Below are 25,018 nucleotides of genomic sequence, written 5' to 3' on the forward strand. Positions count from 1 at the left end.
CGTCAGCCTCCAAAGTCGTCGAGCAGAATATTCTCGTCCTCGACGCCCAGATCCTTCAGCATCTTAATCACCGCGGCATTCATTACCGGCGGCCCGCACATGTAGAACTCGCAGTCTTCCGGCGCCGGGTGATCGCGCAGATAGTTCTCGTACAGAACGTTATGGATAAAGCCGGTATGCCCCGTCCAATTATCTTCCGGCAGCGGATCGGAGAGCGCGACGTGGAAGGTAAAGTTCGGGTTATCCCGCGCCAGCTGTTCAAACTCATCATCGTAGAACATCTCGCGCAGCGAGCGCGCTCCGTACCAGAAGCTGATTTTGCGTGTGCTGTGCAGGCGCTTGAGCTGGTCGAAAATATGCGAACGCATCGGCGCCATCCCGGCGCCGCCGCCGATAAACACCATCTCAGCGTCGGTTTCTTTGGCAAAGAACTCGCCGAACGGCCCGGAAATCGTCACCTTATCGCCCGGCTTCAGCGACCAGATATAGGACGACATGATCCCCGGCGGGGCATCCGGCACCTTCGGCGGCGGCGTCGCAATGCGCACGTTGAGCATAATGATACCCTTCTCTTCCGGATAGTTAGCCATCGAGTAGGCGCGCAGGGTCGGCTCTTTCACCTCAGAGACGTAGCGGAACAGGTTGAACTTGTCCCAGTCCGAGCGGTATTCATCCGGAACATCGAAGTCAGCATAGGCCACTTTATGCGGCGGGCATTCGATCTGAATATAGCCCCCCGCGCGGAACGGCACCACCTCCCCCTCCGGGATCCGCAGCTTGAGCTCTTTAATGAAAGTGGCTTTGTTATCATTGGAGATAACTTCGCACTCCCATTTTTTCACACCGAAGATTTCCTCCGGTAGCTCAATCTTCATGTTCTGCTTCACCGCGACCTGGCAAGCCAGACGGCAGCCGGCTTTTGCTTCACGTTTGGTAATATGCGAAAGCTCGGTCGGCAGGATATCGCCGCCGCCCTCTTTGATAGTCACCCGACACTGGCCGCAGGAGCCGCCGCCGCCGCAGGCGGAGGAGACAAAAATCCCGTTGCTCGACAGCGTGTTCAGCAGCTTATCCCCCGCCGGGGTGCGGATCTGCTTATCCGCTTCGTTATTGATCTCAATAACCACGTCGCCTGCGTTCACCAGCTTTGAGCGCGCTGCCAGGATAAGCCCCGATAGCACCAGCACAATCAGCGTGAACATCACGACGCCAAGAATAATTTCCATACTTATTCGCCCTTATAGCTGCACGCCGGAGAAGGACATAAAGCCCAGCGCCATCAACCCGGTGGTGATAAAGGTGATCCCTAACCCGCGCAAGCCGGCAGGCACATTGGCGTACTTCATCTTTTCGCGGATCCCCGCCATCGCCACGATCGCCAGCATCCAGCCGATACCGGAGCCGAAGCCGTAGACGATGGATTCCGGGAAGTTGTAATCACGCTGCACCATGAACGACACACCGCCAAAAATCGCGCAGTTAACTGCAATCAGCGGCAGGAAGATCCCCAGCGCGTTGTATAGCGCCGGGAAGTACTTATCGAGGATCATCTCGAGGATCTGCACCAGCGCGGCGATCACCCCGATAAAGGTGATGAAGTTCAGGAAGCTGAGGTCCACCCCTTCCACCAGCGCGCCGTCGCGCAGCACCAGGTTATACACCAGGTTGTTGATCGGTACGGCAAGACCCAGCACCACCGTCACCGCAACGCCGAGGCCGAAGGCGGTGGAGACCTTTTTCGACACCGCGAGGAAGGTACACATCCCGAGGAAGAAGGCCAGCGCCATGTTTTCAACGAACACCGCGCGGACAAACAGGCTAATGTAATGAGCCATCATCGATTACTCCTTTTCCTGCTGTTCAGGCTTCCAGCTACGCAGGGCCCAAATCAGTAAACCGATAATGAAGAACGCGCTCGGCGCCAGCAGGAACAGGCCGTTCGGCTGATACCAGCCGCCGTTCTGCACCGTCTCCAGCACCGTGATCCCGAACAGCTTGCCGCTGCCGATAAGCTCGCGCAGGAAGCCGACGATAATCAGGATCGCGCCGTAGCCGAGACCGTTGCCGATACCGTCCATAAAGCTGGCCAGCGGCGGCGACTTCATGGCGTAAGCTTCGGCGCGGCCCATCACGATGCAGTTGGTGATGATAAGCCCGACGAATACCGACAGCTGCTTGGAAGTCTCATAGGCGAAAGCCCGCAGTAGCTGATCCACCACGATAACCAGCGAGGCGATGATCGCCATCTGCACGATGATGCGCACGCTGTTGGGAATGTGGTGGCGGATCATCGAGATAAACATGCTGGAGAACGCCGTCACCAGGGTTACCGCAATGGTCATCACGAAGGCGGTTTCCAGTTTAGTGGTGACCGCCAGCGCGGAACAGACGCCCAGCACCTGCAGGGCGATGGGGTTATTGGCAATGAGCGGGCCCACCAGCACGCGCTTCACCTCTTTCATATCGCTCTGTTCAGCCATTGTTCAGCCCTCCTTCACGCACCTTTTTCAGGAACGGACCAAAGCCCAGTTCACCCATCCAGAAATCGAAGCTGTGCTGTACGCCATTTGACGTCAGCGTGGCGCCCGATAAGCCATCAACCGCATGCAGGTCACCAGCGCGCGCGCCGCCTTTGACCACTCTCAGCGCCGGCATGCCGTTGTCATCCAGCACCTGCTTGCCGACAAACTGCTGGCGCCAGTTCGGGTTCTCCACTTCGCCGCCCAGCCCCGGAGTCTCCCCCTGGTCATAGTAGGTAATGCCTTTCACCGTGCGGCCATCGACATCCAGCGCTACGAAGGCGTACATCATCGACCACAGGCCGTTGCCATAAATGGGCAACACCACCTGCTCAATCTTCTGCTGCGCGTCACGCACCAGGTAGATTTCCGCCAGGTTGCTGCGGCGTTTTATCCCGGTCGGATCCTGGCTGGCGTCCAGCGCCATACTCTGTTGCGGATCCTTCAGCGCCTGGGCCTGATTGAATTTTGACGGGTCTTTCTCCAGCAGCTCACCGGTCGCCAGATTCACCAGTCGCGGCGAAATGCGCGCCGCGAAGGTGTCGGCGACCGCATCAGCATCCATGCCGGGCTGCATCAGGCCGGACACCGCCAGGATATTACGCTGCTTATCCAGCGCCCGCTGCGCCTGCTGGCGGGATTTCAGCCCCACGGCCGAGCCCGCTACCACAATGGAGCAGACCAGACAAAGCACCAGCACCACCAGCAGCGTTTTGCCGATGCTATCGTTACTTTTCTTCTCAGCCACGCGACTTCCTCCGCTTAATATTGGCCTGCACCACCAGGTAATCGAACAGCGGTGCGAAGAGATTGGCGAAGAGGATCGCCAGCATCATCCCTTCCGGATAAACCGGGTTCACCACGCGGATCAGCACGCACATCACGCCGATCAGCACGCCGTAACTCCATTTCCCTTTATCAGTAAATGAGGCGGATACCGGGTCCGTCGCCATAAACATCATGCCGAAAGCGAAGCCGCCGAGTACCAGATGCCAGTACCATGGCATAGCGAACATCGGGTTAGTGTCGGAGCCGATAACGTTAAACAGGGTGGCGGTGGCGATCATGCCGATCATTACCCCGGCGACGATGCGCCAGGACGCGACGCGGCTAAAGAGGATGATCGCGCCGCCAATCAGGATCATCAGCGTTGAAACTTCGCCAATCGAGCCCGGAATATTGCCGAGGAAGGCGTCCATCCAGCTCACCGGGATGCCGGTAGCGACGTTAACCAGCGCTTCACCGCCGCCGCTGGCCCACTGGGAGAGCGGCGTCGCGCCGGAGAAACCGTCCGCCGCCGTCCACACCAGGTCGCCGGAGATCTGCGCCGGATAGGCGAAGAACAGGAACGCGCGCCCCGCCAGCGCCGGGTTGAGGAAGTTGCGCCCGGTGCCGCCGAAAATCTCCTTAGCGATCACCACCCCGAAGGAGATCCCCAGCGCCGCCTGCCATAGCGGCAGCGTGGGCGGGACGATCAGCGCAAACAGAATCGAGGTGACAAAGAAGCCTTCGTTGATCTCATGTTTGCGCACGATAGCGAACAGCACTTCCCAGAAGCCGCCGACGATAAAGACGGTGATATAGATAGGCAGGAAGAAGACCGCGCCTAAGGTCATCATGCTCAGCCAGCCGGCGTCGGCGCTGAAGCTCACCCCTAACCACTGGGCGACGCTGTAGTGCCAGTTGTTGGCGATCGCCTGCTGCAGCTGTTCGGCGCCGTAAAGCTTATGCAGCGCCGGAATGGTCTGCAGCCCAACGTTGTACATGCCCCAGAACATTGCCGGGAATACGGCAAACCACACGAGGATCATCATCCGCTTGAGGTCGATGGCGTCGCGCACGTGCGCCGCGCCGCGGGTGACCTGGCCTGGAGTGTAGAAGATGGTCGCCGCCGCCTCATACAGCGGGTAATATTTTTCCAGCTTGCCGCCGTGCGTGAAATGCGGCTCAAGTTTTTCAATCAGATGCTTTAAGCCCATCTCTTATCCTTCCTGCTCAATCCGGGTTAAAACGCTGCGCAGCGCCGGGCCATATTCATACTTCCCGGGGCAGACGTAGGTGCAGAGCGCCAGATCTTCTTCATCCAGCTCCAGACAGCCCAGCGCCTGAGCGCTGTCGGTGTCCCCGGCCAGCAGATCGCGCAGCAGTATGGTCGGCAGGATATCCAGCGGCATCACCCGTTCGTAGTTGCCGATCGGCACCATCGCCCGCTCGCCGCCGTGGGTATCGGTGGAGAAATGAAAGCGCTTGCGCTTGAAGAAATGGCCAAGCGTAGTGCGGGTAATCGAGAACTTCTCTTTGCCCGGCATCACCCAGCCAAACAGCTCTTTTTCCCGACCTTCGCGAACCACGCTCACCTGCAGATGGAAACGCCCGAGGAAGGCGTGGGGGCCGTGGGCGCGGGTACCGCTAAGTACCGAGCCGGAAATGACGCGGTTTTCCCCCTCCTGTAGCTCGCCAGCCAGCAGATCGTCCAGGCTGGCGCCGAGCGTCGTTTTAACCAGCCGCGGCGACTTCACCTGCGGGCCGCCGAGCGCAATCACCCGCTCGCAGTTCAACTCACCTTCAAGGAAAAGCTTACCAATGGCGATCGCGTCCTGATAATTGAGGTGCCAGACCTGCTTATTCAGGCTCACCGGCTCCAGAAAGTGAATATGCGTTCCCGGCAGCCCCGCCGGGTGCGGCCCGGTGAACTGGTTAAAACAGACCTGGCCGGCTGGATGACCGCCCAGCTTGCCGCCGCTGGGCTGGCTGACGTGGACTTTCCCGTCGGTCAGACGCGTCAGCACGGTAAGGCCGGCGTCGAAAGCGGCCCGTTCGGCCAGAATAATCGGCTGCGGCTCCGCCGCCAGCGGATTGGTATCCATGGCGTTAACAAAGATAGCAGCCGGCACGCTGCCCGGGCGCGGTGTTTTACTGAATGGCCGGGTGCGCAGCGCCGTCCACAGGCCCGACGCCAACAGCTGCTGCTGCACGGTGTCGCGCGGCAGTTCAGCCAGCGCGTCCGCGGCGTAACGGGTAAACGCCACCGCGTCATTGCCCTCGATATCAATCACCACCGACTGCAACACGCGCCGTTCACCGCGGTGGATCGCGCTGACGACCCCGCTCGCCGGGGCGGTAAAGCAGACGCCGGGGATCTTTTTATCTTCGAACAGGATCTGACCTTTTTTGACCCGATCGCCTTCTTTGACCGCCATGGCGGGACGCATGCCGACGTACTCTTCGCCGAGTAGCGCGACGCGCTTCACCGCTGGCGCGGAAGAAATCTGCTGTAATGGCATGCCAGCTATGGGCAAATCCAGCCCTTTCGTGATTTTAATCATATCGTTAGCAGGTATCCGTAACCTCAACCCCGACGCAGGCCGGGGCCAGCTTATTGACAGAATGGTAGAGAAGAAAGGGCAAAACGGCGCCAGTAGCGCTCAGGACGGAAGAGAAGCATCCTTTCTTACTCTGGTGATGAACCGGCGCAAGTGTAACATTTCGTGAGCGGCGGCTGTAGCGCAAGGGGCGATAAGTGCTTCTAAAATGCGAGCTATTGCGCAAAGTTCTCACTGTGTTTTCGTCGCCGTCAGGGTATAAAGTGAGGCTGAATTGTAAACGCCGCCACGTCGCCCTTGCGAAAAAATGCCGTGATGCTAATGTGAGCGCTCTAAATCCAGAAAACTCTGATTTCGGGTCTCTCTTGCCGTCCTGGCAATGTGGCTATTTTGTTTTATCAAGGAACAAGCAGTATGCGCAAAATCGCATTATTTATTGCGATGCTTCTGCTGCCGTGCGTGTCATTTGCCGGGCTGCTCAGCAGCAACAGCCCGACGACGCCGGTTAGCAAAGAATATAAGCAGCAATTAATGGGTTCACCGGTTTACATTGAGATCTTTAAAGAAGAGCGCATGCTCGACCTTTACGTCAAAATGGGTGAGACCTACCAGCTCCTCGACAGCTATCGGATCTGCAACTACTCCGGTGGCCTGGGCCCGAAACAGCGCCAGGGCGATTTCAAGAGCCCGGAAGGGTTCTATAACGTCACCCGCAGCCAGCTCAAACCCGACAGCCGCTTCTATAAAGCGATTAATATCGGCTTCCCGAACGCCTACGATCGCGCCCATGGTTATGAAGGGAAATACCTGATGATCCACGGCGACTGCGTCTCTATCGGCTGCTACGCCATGACCGACCGCGGGATCGATGAGATCTTCCAGTTCGTGACCGGCGCCTTAGTCTTCGGTCAGCCAAGCGTGCAGGTGAGTATCTATCCGTTCCGCATGACCAACGCCAATATGGAACGCCACAAATACTCCTACTATGCGGATTTCTGGAAACAGCTAAAGCCTGGCTATGATTATTTCCAGCAGACCCACAAACCGCCGATCGTATCAGTGACCGACGGCCGCTATGTGGTGAGCAAGCCGCTCAGCCACGAGGTTGTCCAGCCGCAGCTGGCCTCAAACTATACGCTCCCCGAGACAAAATAACGCCCACTCGCCTGGCATGATCTTATGCCAGGTCTCATTGGCCGTCAGCGGCTGCGTGGCGATAACCGTGACCACATCGTTGGGTGTGGTCTCGCGTTGAAAGTCGATCTCCACATCCTGGTCCAGCAGTTTTGCCACGCCGAACGGCGCCCGCCGGGTGATCCAGTGCAGGTTGGTCGAGCAGAACGCCATCACATAGCGTCCGTCCGACAGCAGCATGTTGAACACCCCTTTCTCACGCAGCTCCCCCGCCAGGGTGGCGATATACTTAAATACGCCCAGCATATTGCCCGGCGTACGCGGGTAGCGCTCGGTTAAGCGGTGCAGCAGCCAGCAGAAGGCCTTTTCACTGTCGGTTTCACCTACCGGGTGGAAATTGCCGGTTTTCAGCGATTTATAGCCTTTGAGCTGCCCGTTGTGCGCGTAGGTCCAGTTGCGCCCCCACAGCTCGCGGGTGAACGGATGCGTATTCTCCAGGGCCACCATCCCGCGGTTGGCCTGACGGATATGCGCGACGACGGAACAGGACTTAATCGGGTAATCCTGGACCAGTTTCGCGATCGGCGACTGAAAGCTCGGCTGCGGATCTTTGAATGTGCGACAGCCTTTGCCTTCATAGAAGGTGATGCCCCAGCCGTCTTTATGCGGCCCCGTCCCGCCTCCGCGCTGTACCAGCCCGGTAAAGCTAAAACAGATATCTGTTGGCACATTGGCGCTCATCCCGAGCAGTTCGCACATAGATCACCTCACCATCACAAATCACGACGGCGCCAAAGCGAGGCCGCCGTCAACAGTACACACTCACCTGCCTGTTAGCCTTTCGCCATCTCTTTTTCGATCAGCATAATCAGGATATGGATCACTTTGATGTGGATCTCCTGAATGCGGTCGGCGTAGCCAAAGTGCGGCACGCGAATTTCAACATCGGCGCTACCGGCCATTTTACCGCCGTCTTTACCGGTCAGGGTGATCACTTTCATCCCCTGCGCCCGGGCGGCTTCAATGGCCTTGATAACGTTGCCGGAGTTGCCGGAGGTGGAGATGCCAAGCAGCACATCGCCCGCGCGGCCGACGGATTCAACGTAGCGGGAGAATACATACTCATAGCCAAAATCATTGCTCACGCAGGAGAGATGGCTGACGTCGGAGATCGCAATGGCCGGATAACCCGGGCGGTTTTCGCGATAACGTCCGGTCAGCTCTTCCGCAAAATGCATCGCATCGCAATGGGAACCGCCGTTACCGCAGGACAGCACTTTACCACCCGCCTTAAAGCTATCCGCCAGCAGGACAGCGGCACGCTGGATAGCATGGATATTGGCTTCGTCCTGCAGAAAGTTAGCCAGCGTTTCCGCGGCTTCGTTCAGTTCGTTACGAATAAGATCCTGGTACATGAGGATAATCCTTCAGTATGAGTGGAATAACCCTGGCAGTGTACCGGATAGCCGCCGAAGCGAGAAGCAGCAGGCAGCGTTATCCCCCGCCCTTTTGATTTTATGTGCCGCTTTTGCATACAACAATGTGAGCAAGGTTGTAATTATTTTGTAAACACATTGCTAAATAAAAAAGCATGCACTACAACCAATACATCACAAGTGGTCAGACCTCCTACAAGCGCAGGGAGCATTTCTCTATGATGATTTTGAGTATTGTTGCAACCGTTGTTTTACTCGGTGCGCTCTTCTATCACCGGGTCAGCCTGCTGCTCAGCAGCGTGATCTTGCTCGCCTGGACCGCAGCGCTCGGCGCGGCCGGTCTGTGGAATATCTGGCTGCTGCTGCCGCTGGCGATCATTCTGTTGCCGTTTAACTTTGCGCCTATGCGTAAATCCATGATTTCCGCACCGGCGTTTCGCGCTTTCCGCAAGGTGATGCCGCCGATGTCGCGTACTGAAAAAGAAGCCATCGACGCCGGGACCACCTGGTGGGAAGGGGATCTGTTTCGCGGCAACCCTGACTGGCACAAGCTGCATAACTATCCGCAGCCGCGTCTGACCGCCGAAGAGCAAGCCTTCCTCGACGGCCCGGTGGAAGAAGCCTGCCGGATGGCCAACGACTTCGCCATCACCCACGAAATGGCCGATCTGCCGCCGGAGCTGTGGGCGTATCTGAAAGAGCATCGCTTCTTCGCGATGATCATTAAGAAAGAGTATGGCGGGCTTGAGTTCTCCGCTTATGCCCAGTCGCGGGTGCTGCAGAAGCTCTCTGGCGTCTCCGGCATTCTGGCGATCACCGTCGGCGTCCCGAACTCACTGGGGCCGGGCGAGCTGCTGCAGCATTACGGTACCGAAGAGCAGAAAAACCATTATCTGCCGCGTCTGGCGCGCGGGCAGGAGATCCCCTGCTTCGCTCTCACTAGCCCGGAAGCGGGCTCTGACGCCGGCGCCATCCCGGATACCGGCGTGGTCTGCATGGGTGACTGGCAGGGCCAGCAGGTGCTGGGTATGCGCCTGACATGGAACAAACGCTACATTACGCTGGCGCCTATCGCCACCGTGCTGGGACTGGCGTTTAAACTTTCTGACCCGGATCGTCTGCTGGGGGGAGAAGAAGAGCTGGGCATCACCTGCGCGCTGATCCCGACCTCCACCCCGGGCGTGGAAATTGGCCGTCGTCACTTCCCGCTTAACGTCCCGTTCCAGAACGGCCCAACCCGCGGCAAAGATATCTTCGTGCCGATCGATTACATCATTGGTGGGCCGGGGATGGCCGGTCAGGGCTGGCGCATGCTGGTTGAATGTCTGTCGGTGGGACGCGGTATTACTCTGCCGTCCAACTCCACCGGCGGCCTGAAATCGGTGGCTATGGCTACCGGGGCTTACGCCCATATTCGCCGCCAGTTCAAAATCTCGATCGGTAAAATGGAAGGGATTGAAGAGGCGCTGGCGCGCATTGCCGGTAATGCTTATGTAATGGACGCTGCGGCGTCGCTTATCACCTACGGCATTATGCTCGGCGAGAAACCGGCGGTGCTCTCCGCGATCGTGAAATATCACTGCACCCACCGCGGCCAGCGCTCCATTATCGACGCAATGGATATTACCGGCGGGAAAGGCATTATGCTGGGCGAAGGCAACTTCCTCGCCCGGGCCTATCAGGGCGCGCCTATCGCCATCACCGTGGAAGGGGCGAACATTCTGACCCGCAGCATGATGATCTTCGGTCAGGGTGCGATCCGCTGCCATCCATACGTGCTGGAGGAGATGGCTGCCGCGCAGAACAACGACCTGAACGCCTATGACAAGCTGCTGTTCAAACATATCGGCCACGTCGGTAGTAACAAAGTACGGAGTTTCTGGTTGGGCCTGACCGGCGGACGCACCAGCAGCGCGCCTACCCGCGACGTCACTCGCCGCTACTATCAGCAAATGAACCGCCTGAGCGCTAACCTGGCGCTGCTGTCAGACGTCTCGATGGCGGTGCTGGGGGGCAGTCTCAAGCGTCGCGAACGTATCTCCGCGCGTCTGGGGGATGTGTTAAGCCAACTGTACCTGGCCTCGGCGGTGCTGAAACGCTATGACGATGAAGGACGCAACGAAGCCGATCTGCCGCTGGTTCACTGGGGGGTGCAGGATGCGCTGCATCAGGCCGAGCAGGCCATTGACGATCTGCTGAAAAACTTCCCCAACCGTCTGGTGGCTGGCGCAATGCGGCTGGTCATCTTCCCGACCGGTCGTCATCATCATGCGCCGTCGGATAAGCTGGACCATAAAGTCGCTAAAATTCTGCAGGTGCCCAGCGCCACCCGCTCCCGCATCGGTCGCGGTCAGTACCTGACGCCGAGCGAGCATAACCCGGTCGGCCTGCTGGAAGAGGCGCTGCTGGAAGTGATGGCGGCCGATCCTATCCACCAGCGTATCTGTAAAGAGTTGGGTAAAAATCTGCCGTTCACCCGTCTCGACGAACTGGCCACCCATGCCCTGGCGAAAGGCTTAATTAATCAGGATGAAGCCGCCATTCTGACCCGAGCAGAGCACAGTCGCTTGCGCAGCATTAACGTCGACGACTTTGCGCCAGAGGAGCTGGCAACCCAGCCGGTAAAGCTGCCGGAAAAAGTTCGCAACGTTGAAGCCGCATAATAAAACAACAACCACATCACAGGCCGGGCGGGGAATTTTCCCCGCCTTTTTTTCGTCTCGCCTTCACCCGTGGTTCCTGTTAGTAGCATTTTTTTAACAAAATATTCCGCGGACCGCCGCGAGGCTGATAAGGTGTTACAGTTAACCTAACCCCCTCATGAGAATGGAGTTGACCATTGTGCCTGGCCTGAAAATTACGCTGTTGCAACAACCGCTGGTCTGGATGGACGGCCCTGCTAACCTGCGCCATTTTGATCGCCAACTGGAAGGGATTGTCGGGCGCGATATCATTGTTTTACCTGAGATGTTTACCACCGGCTTTGCGATGGAAGCGGCAAAACAGTCTTTACCCGAGGCCGAGGTGGTGGCGTGGATGCATGCCCGGGCGGCGCAAACCCAGGCGTTGATCGCCGGTAGCGCCGCGCTGCAAACTGAGCGCGGGGCCGTTAACCGCTTCCTGCTGGTCGAGCCTGACGGCACAGTTCATCATTATGATAAACGGCACCTGTTTCGTATGGCGGATGAACACCATCACTATGAGGCCGGGGACAAGCGCGTGGTCTTTGAATGGCGCGGATGGCGGATCCTGCCGCTGGTCTGTTACGACCTGCGCTTCCCGGTATGGTCGCGTAACCTTAACGATTATGATCTGGCGCTGTATGTGGCGAACTGGCCGGCGCCGCGCTCGCTGCACTGGCAGTCGCTGTTGGTCGCCCGCGCGATTGAGAACCAGGCCTACGTCGCCGGCTGTAACCGGGTCGGCACCGACGGCAACGGTCATCATTACCGCGGTGATAGCCGGGTTATCAGTCCCCAGGGGGAGATTGTCGCCACCGCCGATCCGCATCAGGCCACTCGTCTTGACGCCGAACTGTCGCTGAGCGCCCTCCAGGAATATCGTGAAAAATTCCCCGCCTGGCGCGATGCCGATCCTTTTACTCTGGATTAATCCCCCTCCGCTTTCTTCCCCCCTTCTGCGGGAAAAGAAAGCGGAATTTCCTCTTGCAGCGCCCAACAGAATATTTACAGGGCGCCTTTCATTTCTGTTCTACACTCATTAAAAGACCCCACAACCAAACGGGCGGAGATCATTTTCAATTCACTTCTGCTTTGTAAATCATGAGTTTTCTATTGCCAGCTTGTTTTGTTGAACCCGGCTGAGCGTTGGCGTATGAATATTTAATGAGCGTAATGGAAAATGGATAATAATAATCTTCAGTTAATAGAAAAACGGCTGGTCACCCGCTTTCTCGATATGTTTATTCGGTTCGGTCTTATTCTGGCGCTGGCCTCATTCTGTTTTACCGTCTTTTCTCCCTTCGTCAATATGATGCTCTGGGCGTTGATTCTGGCCGTGGCGCTCTATCCTTTACATCAGTATTTTGCCAGACTGTTAGCGGGCAAACAGGGACTGGCGTCGGTGGTGCTGGTGCTGTTAGGTATTTTACTGATTGTTATCCCCACGGTGCTAATGATCACCTCGCTGGCGGAAAGCGCCAGCGCCATGATTGACAAGATGGGTAGCCAGAGCTTTACCATTCCCCCGCCCTCTTCACGAATTGCCTCTTTACCGATCGTTGGCGAGCGGCTTAGCGCCCTGTGGATGCGGGCTTCCGTGGATCTCCCGGGACTGCTCAGCAATTACCGTTCGCAAATCGGCGATATTGCCAAACAGTTCCTCAGCATATTAGCCAGCATGGGCGGCGGACTGATTGGCTTTATTATTTCGTTTATCGTCTCGGGCATTATGATGGCCTGGGGCGCCGCGGGCGCCATCAGCGCCCAGCGTATTGCCATCCGTATTACCGATGAAAATAAAGGCGTGACCCTCACCCGCCTGTGTACCAGCACCATCCGCGCGGTCGCCCAGGGCGTCATCGGGGTGGCATTGATCCAGGCGCTGCTGGTGGGTGTGATCATGCTGATGGCCAGCATTCCCGCCGTCGGGATCTTCTTTATACTTGCCCTGATCCTCGGCATTGCACAGGTGCCGGTGATCCTGGTGACGGCCCCGGCCATCGCACTGATGTGGAGTCTCGGCACCCACAGTACCGGAATGGATATCTTCTACACCATCCTGCTGATCGTCGCCGGTATGGCCGATAACGTCCTCAAACCTCTGCTGCTGGGGCGCGGAGTCGATGCGCCAATGCCGGTGGTGCTGCTGGGCGCCCTCGGTGGAATGGCCTCTAACGGCATTCTCGGTATGTTCCTCGGCGCCACCCTGCTGGCCATCGGTTATCGGATCTTCATGACCTGGGTAAATGAAGGGCAACCCGCCCTGCCGCAGGATAAATAACCGCAGGGGAGCGTTACGCTCCCTTAATTCATTCCATAAACATTCGTACCGCGCACCAGACCAGCAGCAGCGCCAGCAGCAGATTTAACCCTCTTCCATGGCGTTCGAACACCGGCTGAAACAGATGACCGGCCAGCGCCCAGCAAAGATTGCCGGCAACGCCTATTACTGATAGCAACAGGCTTATCATCACCAGCCAGAATGGCTCGCGAGTCACCGGCAGAACAAAGGTCGACAGGGCCGTGATGCCGTACAGGATAATTTTTACATTCACAAACTGCAGCCCCAGGCTGGCCCAGAAGCTGACAGGCCGCTCCTCCTGCCCACCGCTGGCCGGGTCGCTGCGCGCAATGTGCCAGGCCAGCCACAGGATATACCCCGCGCCGACCCAGCGTAGCAGGGAGGTTATCCCCTCATCCAGGGTAACGAGAGTGAACGTCAGCCCGGCACAAATCAGCATGATGATCACAAACCCCAGGCTCATGCCGGCCAGAACCCGCATGCTCCGTCGAAAGCCGTGCGCGGTGACGCTGCTCAGCGCCAGAATATTATTCGGCCCGGGCGTCAGGGCGGTGATCAGGGTGTAAGTTAAAAAGGCGCTAATCAGGGTAGGTGTCACGTGTTTTCTCCTCTTGACTGGCAGACAGTACCCGAAGCTGATAATTTAAAAAAATGAATGTTTTTTCATTCTGGATTCGAGAATGTCGATATAAAGAGGAAATATGGATCTGCGACGCTTTATCACCTTCAAAACGGTTGTCGAAGAAGGATCCTTTCTGCGCGCCTCGCAGAAACTGTGCTGCACCCAGTCCACCGTAACCTTTCATATCCAGCAGCTTGAGCAGGAGCTTGCTATCCCGCTGTTTGAGAAAATTGGCCGGCGGATGTGTCTCACCGCCGCGGGTAAGAATGTCCTGCCGCACGTCTACGATCTGACCAAAGTGATGGCGTCGATTCGCCAGGCGGCGCGCCAGGACGATGAACCCGGCGGCGAACTTCGCGTCGCCACTGGTGAAACCCTGCTGGCGTACAAAATGCCGCCGGTGCTGCAGCGTTTTAAGCAACGCGCCCCGAAGGTCCGCCTGTCACTGCAGTCGCTCAATTGCTACAGCATCCGTGATGCGCTGCTCGCTGACGAAGTCGACCTGGGGGTGTTTTACCGGGTTGGCAACGATGATGCACTCACCATGATGGAACTTGGCCCGCAGCCGCTGGCGCTGGTCGCGTCAGTCGATCAGGCGCCGGTCGACTTCCTGCGCCCGCGGCAGCATATCCCATTGAGCTTTATCATCAACGAGCCCCAGTGCGTGTTCCGGCAGATTTTTGAAAGTACCCTGCGCCAGCGCGGCATTACCATGGAGAACACCATCGAACTGTGGAGCATTGAAAGCATCAAACAGTGCGTGGCGGGCAATCTTGGGGTGAGCTTCCTGCCGCGCTTTGCGGTAGAGGAGGAACTCAAACGCGGGACGCTGGTCGAGCTGCCGTTCAGCGAGACGCCGCTGACGATCCATGCGCTCTGCGCCCATCACGCCGGGAAAGCAATCAGTCCTGCGATGCGGGTATTCATGCAGTGTATGCAGGAGGAACAAGAGGCGCGCTGAAATTCGGCGACGAAAACGACGAAAGCCTGAATCATTGCTGATTCAGGCTTTCTGAATAGTGGCGGAACGGACGGGACTCGAACCCGCGACCCCCTGCGTGACAGGCAGGTATTCTAACCGACTGAACTACCGCTCCGCGTTGTTGTTCCGTTGGGAACGAGGCGAATATTACGGATTCCCCTCTACCCCGTCAACGCTTTTTCTACCGTTTTGAATCGTTTGCTGCAAAAATCGCCCAACCGCCTACTTTTAATCCATTTTAGTGGTTATCAGGCACGCCACAGGCAGCTTCCGCCTTTCTTTTGTACCAGATCGAGGCGGGATTCATGGTTCACCAGTTCTTCATCAGAGGCATAAACTACCCGTAACTGGCTGGCGGCGCGGACGACGCGCTGAATGCCCATCTCTCCCGCCTGCTGCTGGCTTTCGCCTTCCATAGAGAACGCCATCGACGTCTGGCCGCCGGTCATCATCAAATAGACATCGGCAAGGATCTGGGCATCGAGTAATGCCCCGTGCAGCGTGCGCTTGCTGTTATCTATTTCGTAACGCGAACATAACGCATCCAAACTGTTGCGCTTGCCGGGGAACATTTTCCGCGCCAGCGCCAGACTGTCGGTGATTTTACAAAAGGTCTCGGTTTTTCCGATGCCGCGGTTCAGCTTACCGAACTCATAATCCATAAAGCCGATATCGAACGAGGCGTTATGGATCACCAGCTCCGCGCCGCGGATGTAATCCATAAACTCATCAGCCACATCGGCAAAGGTGGGTTTATCCAGCAGGAATTCATCGGCGATCCCGTGCACGCCGAACGCCTCCGGATCCACCAGCCGATCGGGCTTCAGATAGACGTGGAAATTGTTACCGGTCAGGCGGCGGTTGATCACCTCCACCGCGCCGATCTCAATGATCTTGTGTCCTTCGTAGTGCGCCCCGATCTGGTTCATACCGGTGGTTTCGGTATCGAGAACAATCTGGCGCGTAATTGCAGTGCTCATAGCGGTCATTTATGTCAGACTTATCGTTTACAAATCGATTTCAATTACAGGAAGTCTACCAGAGATGCTCAAACAGGTAGAAATTTTCACCGACGGCTCTTGCCTGGGAAATCCAGGACCCGGCGGTTACGGCGCCATCATGCGCTACCGCCAGCACGAAAAAACCTTTAGCGCCGGCTACCGTCTGACCACCAATAACCGCATGGAACTGATGGCGGCAATCGTCGCTCTCGAGGCGTTAAAAGAGCATTGCGAAGTGGTGCTCAGCACCGACAGCCAATATGTCCGCCAGGGGATCACCCAGTGGATCCACAACTGGAAAAAGCGCGGCTGGAAAACGGCAGAGAAAAAACCGGTAAAGAATGTCGACCTCTGGCAGCGGCTGGACGCCGCGCTTGGCCAGCATAAGATCAAATGGGAGTGGGTGAAGGGCCACGCCGGCCATCCAGAAAACGAACGCTGCGACGAGCTGGCCCGCGCGGCGGCCTCCCATCCCACTCAGGACGACATCGGCTACCAGCCGGAGAGCTAATTCTGCCCCTTGCGCCACTGCCGGGTGGCGCCGACTGCCGGCCGCAGCTGGGTTTTCGCTTTACCGGATTTCATCGGATTGAGCGTCAGCGGAATGGTCCGTTTGCGGGCGACAATCAATTGCAAACAGCCCAGCGCTGGCAGATGGGTGCTCAGCAGTTTGCCGCCATGCCGCGACCAGGGTAAAACCTGATAACGCCCATAATGCAGCACTTCAAAGTTGAGCAGCGACAGCCAGTCCAGCTGGCGCATCAGCGTAAACATACGGCTGTTGTACGGCGTGCCTTTGCGCAGGACCGGCACCAGTTTACGCAACCCCATCAGGCTCACCGGATTAAACCCGGTCAGGATCATCCAGCCATCATCGATCAGGACGCGATCGGCCTCCCGCAGCAGGCGATGCGGATCGCTGCACCACGGCAGGGTATGCGCCAGCAGGCAGGCGTCGACGGACTTTTCGGCAAAGGGCAAATGCAGCGGGTCGGCCCGGACCTGCATTGGGTTTCCCGCCAGCGAGACATTCACCTGGTGCGAGATGGCGCAAGCTTCGGTATTGATTTCCGCGCTCAGATTGCCAATCTTAAGCAGATGAAAGCCATATAATTTAGCCAGCCATGGCTTCATCTGCTGTTCAAGCGTTTCGCGATAGTATTCGCCCCACGGCATACTGGACCAATGCTCAGGCGCTGTCACTGTATGAGGTATCCTTGCCGGCTTCATTGCCACCTTCCGCTACGCTTTAGAGGTAATTTATGAATCTTATCAGTATTCCCGCGTTTCAGGACAACTACATCTGGGTTCTCATTGAGAATCACGGCCGCTGCATCATCGTTGACCCGGGCGAGGCCGCGCCGGTCATGGCGGCAATCGAGGAAAACCAGTGGCAGCCCGAGGCCATTTTACTGACCCATCACCATCAGGATCACGTCGGCGGCGTAAAACAATTACGTGAAAAATTCCCCTCTGTGGTGGTTTACGGGCCGGCAGAAACCCAGGATAAGGGGGTTACTCAGGTAGTAGACGATGGCGATCGGTTGTCAATTCTGGGTCACGATTTTTCCATTTTCTCCACGCCAGGTCACACATTAGGACATATCTGTTACTACAGCGAACCTTATCTGTTTTGCGGCGACACAATGTTCTCCGGCGGCTGCGGAAGGCTGTTCGAAGGCACCGCAGAGCAAATGTATCAATCATTTATGAAAATTAACGCCCTTCCTGCAGAAACCATTATATGTTGCGCACATGAATATACGTTAGCGAATATGAAGTTTGCGTTAAGTATCCTGCCTGATGATAGGGACATAAACGATTACTATCATAAAGTTAATGAGTTACGTGCAAAAAAACAAAAGACACTACCCGTAATTCTGAAAAACGAGCGGCGTATAAATTTATTTTTACGCGTAAATGATGTTGATTTAATTGATAAAATTAACAAAGAAACAAAATTGCAACACTCTGTGGCGCGATTTGCGTGGTTAAGGTCAAAGAAAGACGAATTCTGACATTTAATTCTTGTCATCGGCTAACTTCGCCGTTATCCTTGGTCGTCTTTTAAGCAACTATTGACACACACATGAAGGCACGAGCGATATTATTCGCCTCTGTCCTGCTGGTGGGGTGCCAGGCGTCTAAGCACGATGGCACCGTCGAACAGCGAGCACAGAGCCTTTCTGCGGCTGGTCAAGGGGAAGCAGGCAAGTTCACAAGTCAAGCGCGCTGGTTAGATGATGGAACCTTCTACGCGCAAGACCAGGATCTGTGGACTTCCATAGGCGACGAGCTAAAGATGGGAATACCGGATAACCCCCGGATTCGCGAGCAAAAACAGAAGTACTTGAGAAATAAGAGCTATCTCCACGATGTAACTTTACGGGCAGAGCCGTATATGTACTGGATAGCCGGGCAGGTTAAGAAACGTAACATGCCAATGGAACTGGTATTACTACCCATAGTGGAGAGCGCTTTTGACCCACACGCGACGTCTGGCGCCAATGCCGCAGGCATCTGGCAGATCATTCCGAGCACAGGGCGCAATTATGGTTTAAAACAGACCCGCAGTTACGATGCGCGTCGTGACGTTGTCGCATCGACAACCGCGGCGCTGGACATGATGCAACGTCTGAACAAAATGTTCGACGGCGACTGGTTGTTAACGGTCGCGGCATATAACAGCGGCGAAGGTCGGGTCATGAAGGCAGTGAAAGCGAACCGTTCGCGTGGCAAACCCACCGATTTCTGGTCGCTGTCTCTGCCGCATGAAACGAAAGTCTACGTACCGAAAATGCTGGCATTGAGCGACATCCTCAAAAACAGCAAACGTTACGGCGTAAAGTTGCCTACGGCTGATGAAAGCCGTGCGCTGGCGCGCGTTCGCCTCGACAGTCCGGTTGAGATTTCTCAGCTCGCGGATATGGCCGGTATGCCGGTCAGCAAGCTGAAGACCTTCAACGCCGGCGTAAAGGGGTCAACGCTGGGCGCTAGCGGGCCAAAGTACGTCATGGTGCCGCAGAAGCACGCAGCCCAACTGCGTGAATCGCTGGCCTCTGGCGACATTGCCGCCGTACAGCCGACGCAGCTCGCGGACAATACGCCGCTGACCAGCCGAAGCTATAAGGTGCGTTCCGGCGACACCATTTCCGGGATTGCTTCCCGTCTCGGTGTGACGACCCGCGATCTGCAGCAGTGGAATAACCTGCGCGGCTCTGGGTTGAAGGTTGGACAGAACCTGGTTATCGGCGCCGGCAGCAGCGCGCAGCGTCTGGCGAATAACAGCGATAGCATCACCTATCGCGTTCGCAAAGGTGACTCGCTGTCGAGCATCGCCAAACGTCATGGCGTTAATATTCGCGACGTCATGCGCTGGAACAGCGATACCGACAATCTGCGGCCTGGCGATCAGCTAACCCTGTTTGTGAAAAACAGCGATCGACCAGAGTCCTGATACGTCAGGGTTCGATAAAAAGGCACCGACTTCCCCCGGTGCCTTTTTTGTTGTCCGTATTAAACCGCTTTATGCGCTTCAAACATGATGGTATCGCTGGTAAAGGAACCATCCTGCTGTAACTCAAAGTAGGCTTTCACCTCCGCCGAGGCGCTCTGCTGGTATAAACGAATCGCCTCCACCAGCGGCTCAGGGGTACGCATCCGCGCCACCCACGAACTGAATTCCAGCGGCAGGCGATCGGTCAACAGCCGATTAATCACCAGCCCCGCCTCCGTCGCCAGCGTCAGCCACTCGCCGCTGGAATAATTACGCACGTGCGAGGTATCGCGCAGGGCTTCCACGGTCTGCAACCAGACATCACGCACCGGATGACCCGGCGACATCACGTCCATCACGATCATCACCCCGCCCGGCTTGAGAACACGCTTCACCTCGCGCAGCGCCTGGCCGACATCATGCCAGTGGTGCGCGGAATAGCGGCTGATAACGATATCAAAGCTGGCATCAGCGAACGGCAGCGTTTCGGCATACCCCTGCTGGGTCACGATATTGCTAAAACCTTTTTCCTGTGCCGCGGCGGCAACGACCTCCAGCATCTGGCTCGATAAATCATAGGCGGTCACCTCGGCAACCTGTCCCGCCGCGGTAAAGCTGGCGTGCCCTGCCCCGCAGCCCATATCCAGCACTTTCGCCTGCGGAAAATCAGCCAGACGTTCCGCCAGCCGCTGCAGATCGCGACCAGAGGCGTGTACGGCGCTGGTCAGATAGGCGCTGGCCTGGGAGCTGAACTGCTTTTCAACGTTGTCATGGTGAGAGCGTGTTGTCATGTTGTCTTGTCCTTACGGTTTTTTGAGTAATAAAAGGCAGCACCATGCATGCGCAGGCCTGCCCCATGGCAGGCCTGACCAACCTTAAATTAATCAGGCTTGCCGGGACTGAATTCGACTAGTAGCGGGTTGTGGTCCGAGGCGCGGGTTACCAGCACGGAAGCATCGTGCACGCTTAACCCACGGTAGAACACAAAATCGAGCGGGCGACCAAACGCGCGGCGGCGCTGGTCGTCAGAGAAACGAACTTCACGCAGCGACATCTCGCGTGCAAAGCGGTACAGGGCGTTCATCCGCGGGCGGCTCCAGGCATTGAAGTCGCCGGCCATGATCACCGGCCCGCTGTGATGGGCAATCTGATCGCCAATCGGCAGCAGCTGTTTGCTGTAGACGTCGACGCCAAGGCTGAAATTGACGGCATGGATATTGACCACCATTAACAACCGCGCATCGGGCAGCGGATAGACAGTCACTAAGGCCGATTTCGGCAATCGCAAAATAGGCTCGCGCTCGCGCAGCGGACAGCAATAGATGGGGTGAGCGGAGGCCAGCGTCATCACGCCGGAAGGATGCTGCGGCAATACCAGCGCCGGCACCTGATCGGCGGCCAGATAGTTTGAAGTCGCGAACCTGACCAGTTCTGGGGTGGTTTGCGCCTCCTGCAACAGGACCAAATGCGCATCTTTGCCGAAATTTTTGAGGACCGACTGCCACTCTGCACGCTGCTGCTTGAAGATATTCCACACCAGCACGCGGATCTTCTCATCGCTGCTTAACGGCGTGCCGGCGGGATAAACCGGACTCACGCCCGCAAACGCCCCCGGAGGCAATATTCTCTCCGCAGGTTGTCCGGCGACATAGCGCATGGCGTAGGTGTTCTTTCGCAATTTGGGCATTAATCCTCGATAACAGAAACCAGCCCGACGACGACTGGTTCTTCTGTTATAGGGATTTTCCCATACACTTTCAATGCAATTTGCGAGAAACCCTTAGCCTTCGGGAGAAAGCGCTGCCGAACGGCGCGGCAATTTATCTAAACGCCCGCTCAGAACCACCAACAGCAAAGCGACCAGCACAATCACCGCGCCAATCCACGGCGTCTGCGCCAGACCGTACCGCTCGACCGTCTGTCCGCCGACGATCGATCCCAGCGCGATGCCGACGTTGAAGGCGGCGATATTCAGACCGGAAGCGATGTCGACAGCCCCCGGGGTATACTGCTCTGCTTTTTGCACCACATAGACCTGCAGACCCGGCACGTTGCCGAAGGCGAAAACGCCCATCACCAGCACCGTTGCCAGCGCGGCATAGTGAACGCTGGCGGTCAGCTGGAACACCAGCAGCAGCACAACCAGCGCGGCGAAGATAAACTTCAGCGCGGAGACGGCGCCATGCTTATCGGCCAGTTTGCCGCCCCATACGTTGCCGATAGCCACCGAGACGCCATAGCCCAGCAGGATCCAGCTCACCGCTGAGGGGCTGAAGCCGGCCAGCTCCTGCATCATCGGCGCAAGGAAGGTAAAAGCGGTAAACACGCCGCCATAGCCCAGCGCGGTAATGGCATAGATCATCAGCAGGCGCGGATGGGTTAAGACTTTAAGCTGATCGCGCAGGCTGGCGCTGGCGCGGCCCGGAATATTATTCGGCACCAGAATCAGACTGCTGATTAGCGCAATCACCCCGAGAATCGATACCGCGAGGAAGGTTTCCCGCCAGCCGAAATGCTGGCCAATAAAGGTGCCAAAGGGAACGCCGGTCACCAGCGCGACCGTCAGGCCGCCGAACATAATGGCGATGGCCGAGGCTGCTTTCTCTTTTGCCACCAGGCTGGTGGCGATTGTCGAGCCAATAGAGAAGAACACGCCGTGCGCCAGGCCGGTCAGCAGGCGCGCCAGGATCAGCGTTTCATAGCCTGGAGCCTGCCAGGCCAGCACATTACCCGCCGTAAACAGGACCATCAACGCCAGCAGCAGCTGTTTACGCGGCATACGCCCGGTTAATGCCGTCAGCACCGGGGCGCCGATCGCCACGCCCAGCGCGTAGATAGAGACCAGCAGTCCCGCAGAAGGTAGAGAGATAGAGAGTTGTTGGGCAATCGTCGGGACCAGGCCGACAATCACGAATTCAGTGGTGCCAATTGCAAAGGCACCGATGGTTAAGGCAAATAGCGCTAGTGGCATAATTTACTCCGTAGCATCAGGATTAAGATGACACGTAGTATGAAGGGTTGTATAAATAACAAAAACTATCAAAGTATCAATAGAATTTTGCTACAGGTGCAATAATGAGAGCCACATCCGAGGAGATCGCCATCTTTGTGGCGGTAGTGGAAAGCGGGAGTTTCAGCCGGGCAGCCGAACAGCTGGGTCAGGCCAACTCTGCCGTCAGCCGGGCAGTCAAAAAGCTCGAATCAAAGCTTGGTGTCAGCCTGCTTAATCGGACCACCCGCCAGCTCAGTCTGACAGAGGAAGGCGAGCGCTATTTTCGGCGGATGCAGGTGGTATTGCAGGAGATGGCGGCGGCAGAAAATGACTTGCTGGAAACGCGCACGACGCCGCGGGGCTTGCTGCGGGTGGATGCCGCGACGCCGGTGATGCTGCATTTTCTCATGCCGCTGGTGAAGCCGTTTCGCGAGCGTTACCCGGAAATGACGCTGTCGCTCGTCTCTTCAGAGACGTTTATTAACCTGATTGAACGGAAAGTGGATGTAGCGATACGGGCCGGAACCTTAACGGATTCCAGCCTGCGCGCCCGACCGCTGTTCACCAGCTATCGTAAGATCGTCGCCTCGCCAGCGTATGTCTCGCGCTACGGTGTGCCGCAGCATCCGTCAGATCTGAAACAACATCAGTGTCTGGGCTTCACTGAACCCGTCTCTCTGAACACCTGGCCAGTCTCCTGTTGCGATGGTCAGTTGTTAGAGATTGAGGCGGCGGTGTCATCAAACAGTGGGGAAACCCTCAAACAACTGTGTCTGACCGGCAACGGTATTGCCTGTCTGTCGGATTATATGGTGGATAAAGAGATAGCCAGCGGGGAGTTTGTTGAACTACTGGCCGACAAACGCTTGCCGGTGGAGATGCCCTTCAGTGCGGTGTACTACAGCGACAGAGCCGTCAGTACACGTATCAGGGCGTTTATTGATTTTCTAAGCGAACACGTAAAACAGCTCCCGAAGGAGCTGTCGTAGTACCCTCTTATGGGCATGCCGGAAGCGGGAGATTAATCCCACTGCGGCGCCAGACCTTCCGGGCTCACCAGCCGATCGTTGCAATCCAGCGCAGCGATCGCCTGGCGATCTTCATCATCCAGCTGCAGATCCAACGCCTTCAGGTTGCTGGCCAGGTTCTCACGCTTCGTCGAGGACGGGATTACCGCGTACCCCTCGCCCATCGCCCATGCCAGGATAACCTGCGCCGAAGTCGCATTATGTTTCGCCGCGATACGGGCAATCACCTCATCTTTCAGTGCCTTACCGTAGGCCAGGGTCATATAAGAGGTGATATGGATACCGTGCTCACGCGCCCAATCGACGACTTTACGGTTTTGCAGATACGGCGAGAGTTCAATCTGATTGGTAGCAATGTTTTCAGCGCCAACGGCGGCAATCGCGCGCTCCATCAGTGGAATAGTGAAGTTGGAGATACCGATCTGACGGGTCAGGCCGAGCGTCTTCGCTTCCATCAGAGCGGCCATAAACTCTTCAACAGCCACCGCATCGTTCGGTGACGGCCAGTGGATCAGCGTGAGATCAACATAGTCAGTACGCAGCTTCTGCAGGCTCTCTTTCAGGCTGGCGATGAGTTTGTCTTTGCTCAGGTTCTCGATCCAGATTTTGGTCGTGATGAACAACTCATCACGCGGCACGCCGCTTTCGGCGATGGCCTGACCCACCGCGGCTTCGTTGTCATAGATTTGCGCGGTGTCGATAGTACGATAGCCCAGCTCCAGCGCGGTTTTTACGGATGCGATAACAACATCATCTTTCAGACGGAAGGTGCCAAGACCAAATGCAGGGATTGCCATGTTTTTCCTCGTTATTTGTTCATTTCGGTTAACGGATGAAATTATGGCGGATGGTGTGGAGGGGAAAAAGAGCGATTAATGCAGAGGATTTTTGCTGATTTAGCAATAATCGGGAACAGATGAAACAAAAAAGCCCTGAGCAAATGCTCAGGGCTCTTATTAGGTGGCGGAACGGACGGGACTCGAACCCGCGACCCCCTGCGTGACAGGCAGGTATTCTAACCGACTGAACTACCGCTCCACCGAATTTTTTCGCTTTATGACCACCGGTTGTCACCCCGGCTTACTGCAATTTGATGCCTGGCAGTTCCCTACTCTCACATGGGGAGACCCCACACTACCATCGGCGCTACGGCGTTTCACTTCTGAGTTCGGCATGGGGTCAGGTGGGACCACCGCGCTAGTGCCGCCAGGCAAATTCTGTTTTATCAACACGTCCTGCGGACGCATCGACTAATCTGTATCAGCTGAAAATCTTCTCAAACCGCCAAAACATCTTCGGCGTTGTAAGGTTAAGCCTCACGGTTCATTAGTACCGGTTAGCTCAACGCATCGCTGCGCTTACACACCCGGCCTATCAACGTCATCGTCTTTAACGTTCCTTCAGGAGACTTAAAGTCTCAGGGAGAACTCATCTCGGGGCAAGTTTCGTGCTTAGATGCTTTCAGCACTTATCTCTTCCGCATTTAGCTACCGGGCAGTGCC

The 25,018-nt window shown here is 56.7% G+C and carries 24 protein-coding genes, 2 tRNA genes and 2 rRNA genes; 9 read left to right on the top strand and 19 right to left on the bottom strand.

Features of this window, described 5'->3' with window-relative positions:
- Positions 1–2: 2 nt before the first annotated feature.
- Genes nqrF through ACLH1I_RS09790 form a run of 6 tightly spaced genes read right to left on the bottom strand, consistent with a single transcriptional unit; the run spans position 3 to position 5,845 of the window.
- A complete protein-coding gene (nqrF, locus tag ACLH1I_RS09765) occupies positions 3–1,226 on the bottom strand; it encodes an NADH:ubiquinone reductase (Na(+)-transporting) subunit F (protein WP_004204637.1) in 1,224 nt (407 codons plus the stop codon).
- 12 nt (positions 1,227–1,238) lie between these two features.
- Positions 1,239–1,835: an NADH:ubiquinone reductase (Na(+)-transporting) subunit E gene (gene nqrE, locus ACLH1I_RS09770; RefSeq protein ID WP_004177335.1), complete on the bottom strand. Its 597-nt coding sequence runs from the start codon at positions 1,833–1,835 to the stop codon at positions 1,239–1,241.
- A gap of 6 nt (positions 1,836–1,841) precedes the next feature.
- Positions 1,842–2,480: an NADH:ubiquinone reductase (Na(+)-transporting) subunit D gene (locus tag ACLH1I_RS09775; protein ID WP_002889716.1), complete on the bottom strand. Its 639-nt coding sequence runs from the start codon at positions 2,478–2,480 to the stop codon at positions 1,842–1,844.
- On the bottom strand, positions 2,473–3,267 hold the full coding sequence (locus tag ACLH1I_RS09780) for a Na(+)-translocating NADH-quinone reductase subunit C (RefSeq protein WP_198079540.1): 795 nt from the start codon (positions 3,265–3,267) through the stop codon (positions 2,473–2,475). The genes ACLH1I_RS09775 and ACLH1I_RS09780 overlap by 8 nt, the downstream gene beginning before the upstream one ends.
- Complete coding sequence (locus ACLH1I_RS09785; protein WP_198079539.1) at positions 3,260–4,498, bottom strand: NADH:ubiquinone reductase (Na(+)-transporting) subunit B; 1,239 nt, start codon at positions 4,496–4,498, stop codon at positions 3,260–3,262. Before ACLH1I_RS09785 ends, ACLH1I_RS09780 begins: the two co-directional genes overlap by 8 nt.
- Before the next feature lie 3 nt (positions 4,499–4,501).
- Positions 4,502–5,845 (bottom strand): Na(+)-translocating NADH-quinone reductase subunit A, encoded by a 1,344-nt coding sequence (locus tag ACLH1I_RS09790; protein WP_048323069.1) that lies wholly within the window; start codon positions 5,843–5,845, stop codon positions 4,502–4,504.
- A gap of 411 nt (positions 5,846–6,256) precedes the next feature.
- Here ACLH1I_RS09790 and dpaA point away from each other — a divergent pair, with 411 nt between their 5' ends.
- On the top strand, positions 6,257–6,997 hold the full coding sequence (gene dpaA / locus ACLH1I_RS09795) for a peptidoglycan meso-diaminopimelic acid protein amidase (RefSeq protein WP_032455591.1): 741 nt from the start codon (positions 6,257–6,259) through the stop codon (positions 6,995–6,997).
- On the opposite strand, the gene ACLH1I_RS09800 is transcribed toward dpaA, so the two are convergent.
- Together ACLH1I_RS09800 and lpcA are read right to left on the bottom strand one after the other, a co-directional pair.
- Positions 6,968–7,735, bottom strand: coding sequence for a class II glutamine amidotransferase (locus tag ACLH1I_RS09800; protein WP_004204630.1), 768 nt, complete (start codon positions 7,733–7,735; stop codon positions 6,968–6,970). The genes dpaA and ACLH1I_RS09800 overlap by 30 nt on opposite strands.
- A 74-nt stretch (positions 7,736–7,809) precedes the next feature.
- Positions 7,810–8,391 carry a D-sedoheptulose 7-phosphate isomerase gene (gene lpcA, locus ACLH1I_RS09805; protein WP_004145825.1) on the bottom strand — a complete coding sequence of 194 codons (582 nt, stop codon included), beginning with the start codon at positions 8,389–8,391 and terminating at the stop codon, positions 7,810–7,812.
- A 239-nt stretch (positions 8,392–8,630) separates the two neighbouring features.
- Here lpcA and fadE point away from each other — a divergent pair, with 239 nt between their 5' ends.
- From fadE to ACLH1I_RS09820, 3 genes are all read left to right on the top strand, one after another.
- Positions 8,631–11,075, top strand: coding sequence for an acyl-CoA dehydrogenase FadE (fadE, locus tag ACLH1I_RS09810; RefSeq protein WP_023319786.1), 2,445 nt, complete (start codon positions 8,631–8,633; stop codon positions 11,073–11,075).
- Positions 11,076–11,253: 178 nt separating this feature from the next.
- Positions 11,254–12,024, top strand: a complete 771-nt coding sequence (locus tag ACLH1I_RS09815) for an amidohydrolase (RefSeq protein ID WP_004204628.1) — start codon at positions 11,254–11,256, stop codon at positions 12,022–12,024.
- Positions 12,025–12,273: 249 nt separating this feature from the next.
- Positions 12,274–13,374 carry an AI-2E family transporter gene (locus tag ACLH1I_RS09820; RefSeq protein WP_043521487.1) on the top strand — a complete coding sequence of 367 codons (1,101 nt, stop codon included), beginning with the start codon at positions 12,274–12,276 and terminating at the stop codon, positions 13,372–13,374.
- A 28-nt stretch (positions 13,375–13,402) separates the two neighbouring features.
- Here the strand turns inward: ACLH1I_RS09820 and eamB are convergent, their stop codons facing one another.
- Complete coding sequence (eamB, locus tag ACLH1I_RS09825; protein WP_004204623.1) at positions 13,403–13,993, bottom strand: cysteine/O-acetylserine transporter; 591 nt, start codon at positions 13,991–13,993, stop codon at positions 13,403–13,405.
- 103 nt (positions 13,994–14,096) lie between these two features.
- Between eamB and ACLH1I_RS09830 the strand changes: the two genes are divergently transcribed.
- A complete protein-coding gene (locus ACLH1I_RS09830) occupies positions 14,097–14,978 on the top strand; it encodes a LysR family transcriptional regulator (protein ID WP_012968890.1) in 882 nt (293 codons plus the stop codon).
- Between the two features lie 59 nt (positions 14,979–15,037).
- Here ACLH1I_RS09830 and ACLH1I_RS09835 read toward each other — a convergent pair.
- A tRNA-Asp gene (locus ACLH1I_RS09835) sits at positions 15,038–15,114 on the bottom strand.
- 133 nt (positions 15,115–15,247) lie between these two features.
- Positions 15,248–15,979 (bottom strand): DNA polymerase III subunit epsilon, encoded by a 732-nt coding sequence (dnaQ, locus tag ACLH1I_RS09840; protein WP_004204621.1) that lies wholly within the window; start codon positions 15,977–15,979, stop codon positions 15,248–15,250.
- Between the two features lie 64 nt (positions 15,980–16,043).
- Here dnaQ and rnhA point away from each other — a divergent pair, with 64 nt between their 5' ends.
- A complete protein-coding gene (gene rnhA / locus ACLH1I_RS09845) occupies positions 16,044–16,511 on the top strand; it encodes a ribonuclease HI (RefSeq protein WP_004204620.1) in 468 nt (155 codons plus the stop codon).
- On the opposite strand, the gene ACLH1I_RS09850 is transcribed toward rnhA, so the two are convergent.
- Positions 16,508–17,230 carry a class I SAM-dependent methyltransferase gene (locus tag ACLH1I_RS09850; RefSeq protein WP_004204619.1) on the bottom strand — a complete coding sequence of 241 codons (723 nt, stop codon included), beginning with the start codon at positions 17,228–17,230 and terminating at the stop codon, positions 16,508–16,510. The genes rnhA and ACLH1I_RS09850 overlap by 4 nt on opposite strands.
- A 32-nt stretch (positions 17,231–17,262) precedes the next feature.
- Between ACLH1I_RS09850 and gloB the strand changes: the two genes are divergently transcribed.
- The gene (gloB, locus tag ACLH1I_RS09855) at positions 17,263–18,018 is read left to right on the top strand and encodes a hydroxyacylglutathione hydrolase (protein WP_198079537.1); all 756 of its coding nucleotides are present in this window, start codon (positions 17,263–17,265) and stop codon (positions 18,016–18,018) included.
- Positions 18,019–18,089: 71 nt separating this feature from the next.
- Positions 18,090–19,457 carry a murein transglycosylase D gene (gene mltD / locus ACLH1I_RS09860; protein WP_004204616.1) on the top strand — a complete coding sequence of 456 codons (1,368 nt, stop codon included), beginning with the start codon at positions 18,090–18,092 and terminating at the stop codon, positions 19,455–19,457.
- A gap of 59 nt (positions 19,458–19,516) precedes the next feature.
- Here the strand turns inward: mltD and ACLH1I_RS09865 are convergent, their stop codons facing one another.
- The 3 genes from ACLH1I_RS09865 to ACLH1I_RS09875 form a co-directional block, all read right to left on the bottom strand.
- A complete protein-coding gene (locus tag ACLH1I_RS09865; RefSeq protein WP_017901307.1) occupies positions 19,517–20,287 on the bottom strand; it encodes a class I SAM-dependent methyltransferase in 771 nt (256 codons plus the stop codon).
- 89 nt (positions 20,288–20,376) lie between these two features.
- Positions 20,377–21,174, bottom strand: a complete 798-nt coding sequence (locus tag ACLH1I_RS09870; protein WP_002889629.1) for an endonuclease/exonuclease/phosphatase family protein — start codon at positions 21,172–21,174, stop codon at positions 20,377–20,379.
- A gap of 102 nt (positions 21,175–21,276) precedes the next feature.
- A complete protein-coding gene (locus tag ACLH1I_RS09875) occupies positions 21,277–22,467 on the bottom strand; it encodes an MFS transporter (RefSeq protein ID WP_043521489.1) in 1,191 nt (396 codons plus the stop codon).
- A gap of 104 nt (positions 22,468–22,571) precedes the next feature.
- On the opposite strand from ACLH1I_RS09875, the gene yafC reads away from it, so the two are divergent.
- Positions 22,572–23,477 carry a DNA-binding transcriptional regulator YafC gene (gene yafC, locus ACLH1I_RS09880; protein WP_004204612.1) on the top strand — a complete coding sequence of 302 codons (906 nt, stop codon included), beginning with the start codon at positions 22,572–22,574 and terminating at the stop codon, positions 23,475–23,477.
- Positions 23,478–23,509: 32 nt separating this feature from the next.
- Here the strand turns inward: yafC and dkgB are convergent, their stop codons facing one another.
- The 4 genes from dkgB to ACLH1I_RS09900 all read right to left on the bottom strand — a co-directional run.
- Positions 23,510–24,313, bottom strand: a complete 804-nt coding sequence (gene dkgB, locus ACLH1I_RS09885; RefSeq protein WP_114506522.1) for a 2,5-didehydrogluconate reductase DkgB — start codon at positions 24,311–24,313, stop codon at positions 23,510–23,512.
- Positions 24,314–24,477: 164 nt separating this feature from the next.
- Positions 24,478–24,554 (bottom strand) — tRNA-Asp (locus ACLH1I_RS09890).
- 57 nt (positions 24,555–24,611) lie between these two features.
- A 5S ribosomal RNA gene (gene rrf, locus ACLH1I_RS09895) occupies positions 24,612–24,727 on the bottom strand.
- A 94-nt stretch (positions 24,728–24,821) separates the two neighbouring features.
- Positions 24,822–25,018: ribosomal RNA gene (locus tag ACLH1I_RS09900) — 23S ribosomal RNA — on the bottom strand; the annotation flags it as partial.

Source organism: Klebsiella sp. 1SOBk10mer, assembly GCF_046602535.1.
Classification (GTDB): Bacteria; Pseudomonadota; Gammaproteobacteria; order Enterobacterales; family Enterobacteriaceae; genus Klebsiella; species Klebsiella quasipneumoniae.

What these genes read in the sequence shown, in the direction of transcription:
- nqrF (WP_004204637.1), bottom strand. Translation starts at nt 1,226, where the DNA reads ATGGAAATTATTCTTGGCGTCGTGATGTTCACGCTGATTGTGCTGGTG.
- nqrE (WP_004177335.1), bottom strand. Translation starts at nt 1,835, where the DNA reads ATGGCTCATTACATTAGCCTGTTTGTCCGCGCGGTGTTCGTTGAAAAC.
- ACLH1I_RS09775 (WP_002889716.1), bottom strand. Translation starts at nt 2,480, where the DNA reads ATGGCTGAACAGAGCGATATGAAAGAGGTGAAGCGCGTGCTGGTGGGC.
- ACLH1I_RS09785 (WP_198079539.1), bottom strand. Translation starts at nt 4,498, where the DNA reads ATGGGCTTAAAGCATCTGATTGAAAAACTTGAGCCGCATTTCACGCAC.
- ACLH1I_RS09790 (WP_048323069.1), bottom strand. Translation starts at nt 5,845, where the DNA reads ATGATTAAAATCACGAAAGGGCTGGATTTGCCCATAGCTGGCATGCCA.
- dpaA (WP_032455591.1), top strand. Translation starts at nt 6,257, where the DNA reads ATGCGCAAAATCGCATTATTTATTGCGATGCTTCTGCTGCCGTGCGTG.
- ACLH1I_RS09800 (WP_004204630.1), bottom strand. Translation starts at nt 7,735, where the DNA reads ATGTGCGAACTGCTCGGGATGAGCGCCAATGTGCCAACAGATATCTGT.
- lpcA (WP_004145825.1), bottom strand. Translation starts at nt 8,391, where the DNA reads ATGTACCAGGATCTTATTCGTAACGAACTGAACGAAGCCGCGGAAACG.
- fadE (WP_023319786.1), top strand. Translation starts at nt 8,631, where the DNA reads ATGATGATTTTGAGTATTGTTGCAACCGTTGTTTTACTCGGTGCGCTC.
- ACLH1I_RS09820 (WP_043521487.1), top strand. Translation starts at nt 12,274, where the DNA reads ATGGATAATAATAATCTTCAGTTAATAGAAAAACGGCTGGTCACCCGC.
- ACLH1I_RS09830 (WP_012968890.1), top strand. Translation starts at nt 14,097, where the DNA reads ATGGATCTGCGACGCTTTATCACCTTCAAAACGGTTGTCGAAGAAGGA.
- dnaQ (WP_004204621.1), bottom strand. Translation starts at nt 15,979, where the DNA reads ATGAGCACTGCAATTACGCGCCAGATTGTTCTCGATACCGAAACCACC.
- rnhA (WP_004204620.1), top strand. Translation starts at nt 16,044, where the DNA reads ATGCTCAAACAGGTAGAAATTTTCACCGACGGCTCTTGCCTGGGAAAT.
- ACLH1I_RS09850 (WP_004204619.1), bottom strand. Translation starts at nt 17,230, where the DNA reads ATGAAGCCGGCAAGGATACCTCATACAGTGACAGCGCCTGAGCATTGG.
- gloB (WP_198079537.1), top strand. Translation starts at nt 17,263, where the DNA reads ATGAATCTTATCAGTATTCCCGCGTTTCAGGACAACTACATCTGGGTT.
- mltD (WP_004204616.1), top strand. Translation starts at nt 18,090, where the DNA reads ATGAAGGCACGAGCGATATTATTCGCCTCTGTCCTGCTGGTGGGGTGC.
- ACLH1I_RS09865 (WP_017901307.1), bottom strand. Translation starts at nt 20,287, where the DNA reads ATGACAACACGCTCTCACCATGACAACGTTGAAAAGCAGTTCAGCTCC.
- ACLH1I_RS09875 (WP_043521489.1), bottom strand. Translation starts at nt 22,467, where the DNA reads ATGCCACTAGCGCTATTTGCCTTAACCATCGGTGCCTTTGCAATTGGC.
- yafC (WP_004204612.1), top strand. Translation starts at nt 22,572, where the DNA reads ATGAGAGCCACATCCGAGGAGATCGCCATCTTTGTGGCGGTAGTGGAA.
- dkgB (WP_114506522.1), bottom strand. Translation starts at nt 24,313, where the DNA reads ATGGCAATCCCTGCATTTGGTCTTGGCACCTTCCGTCTGAAAGATGAT.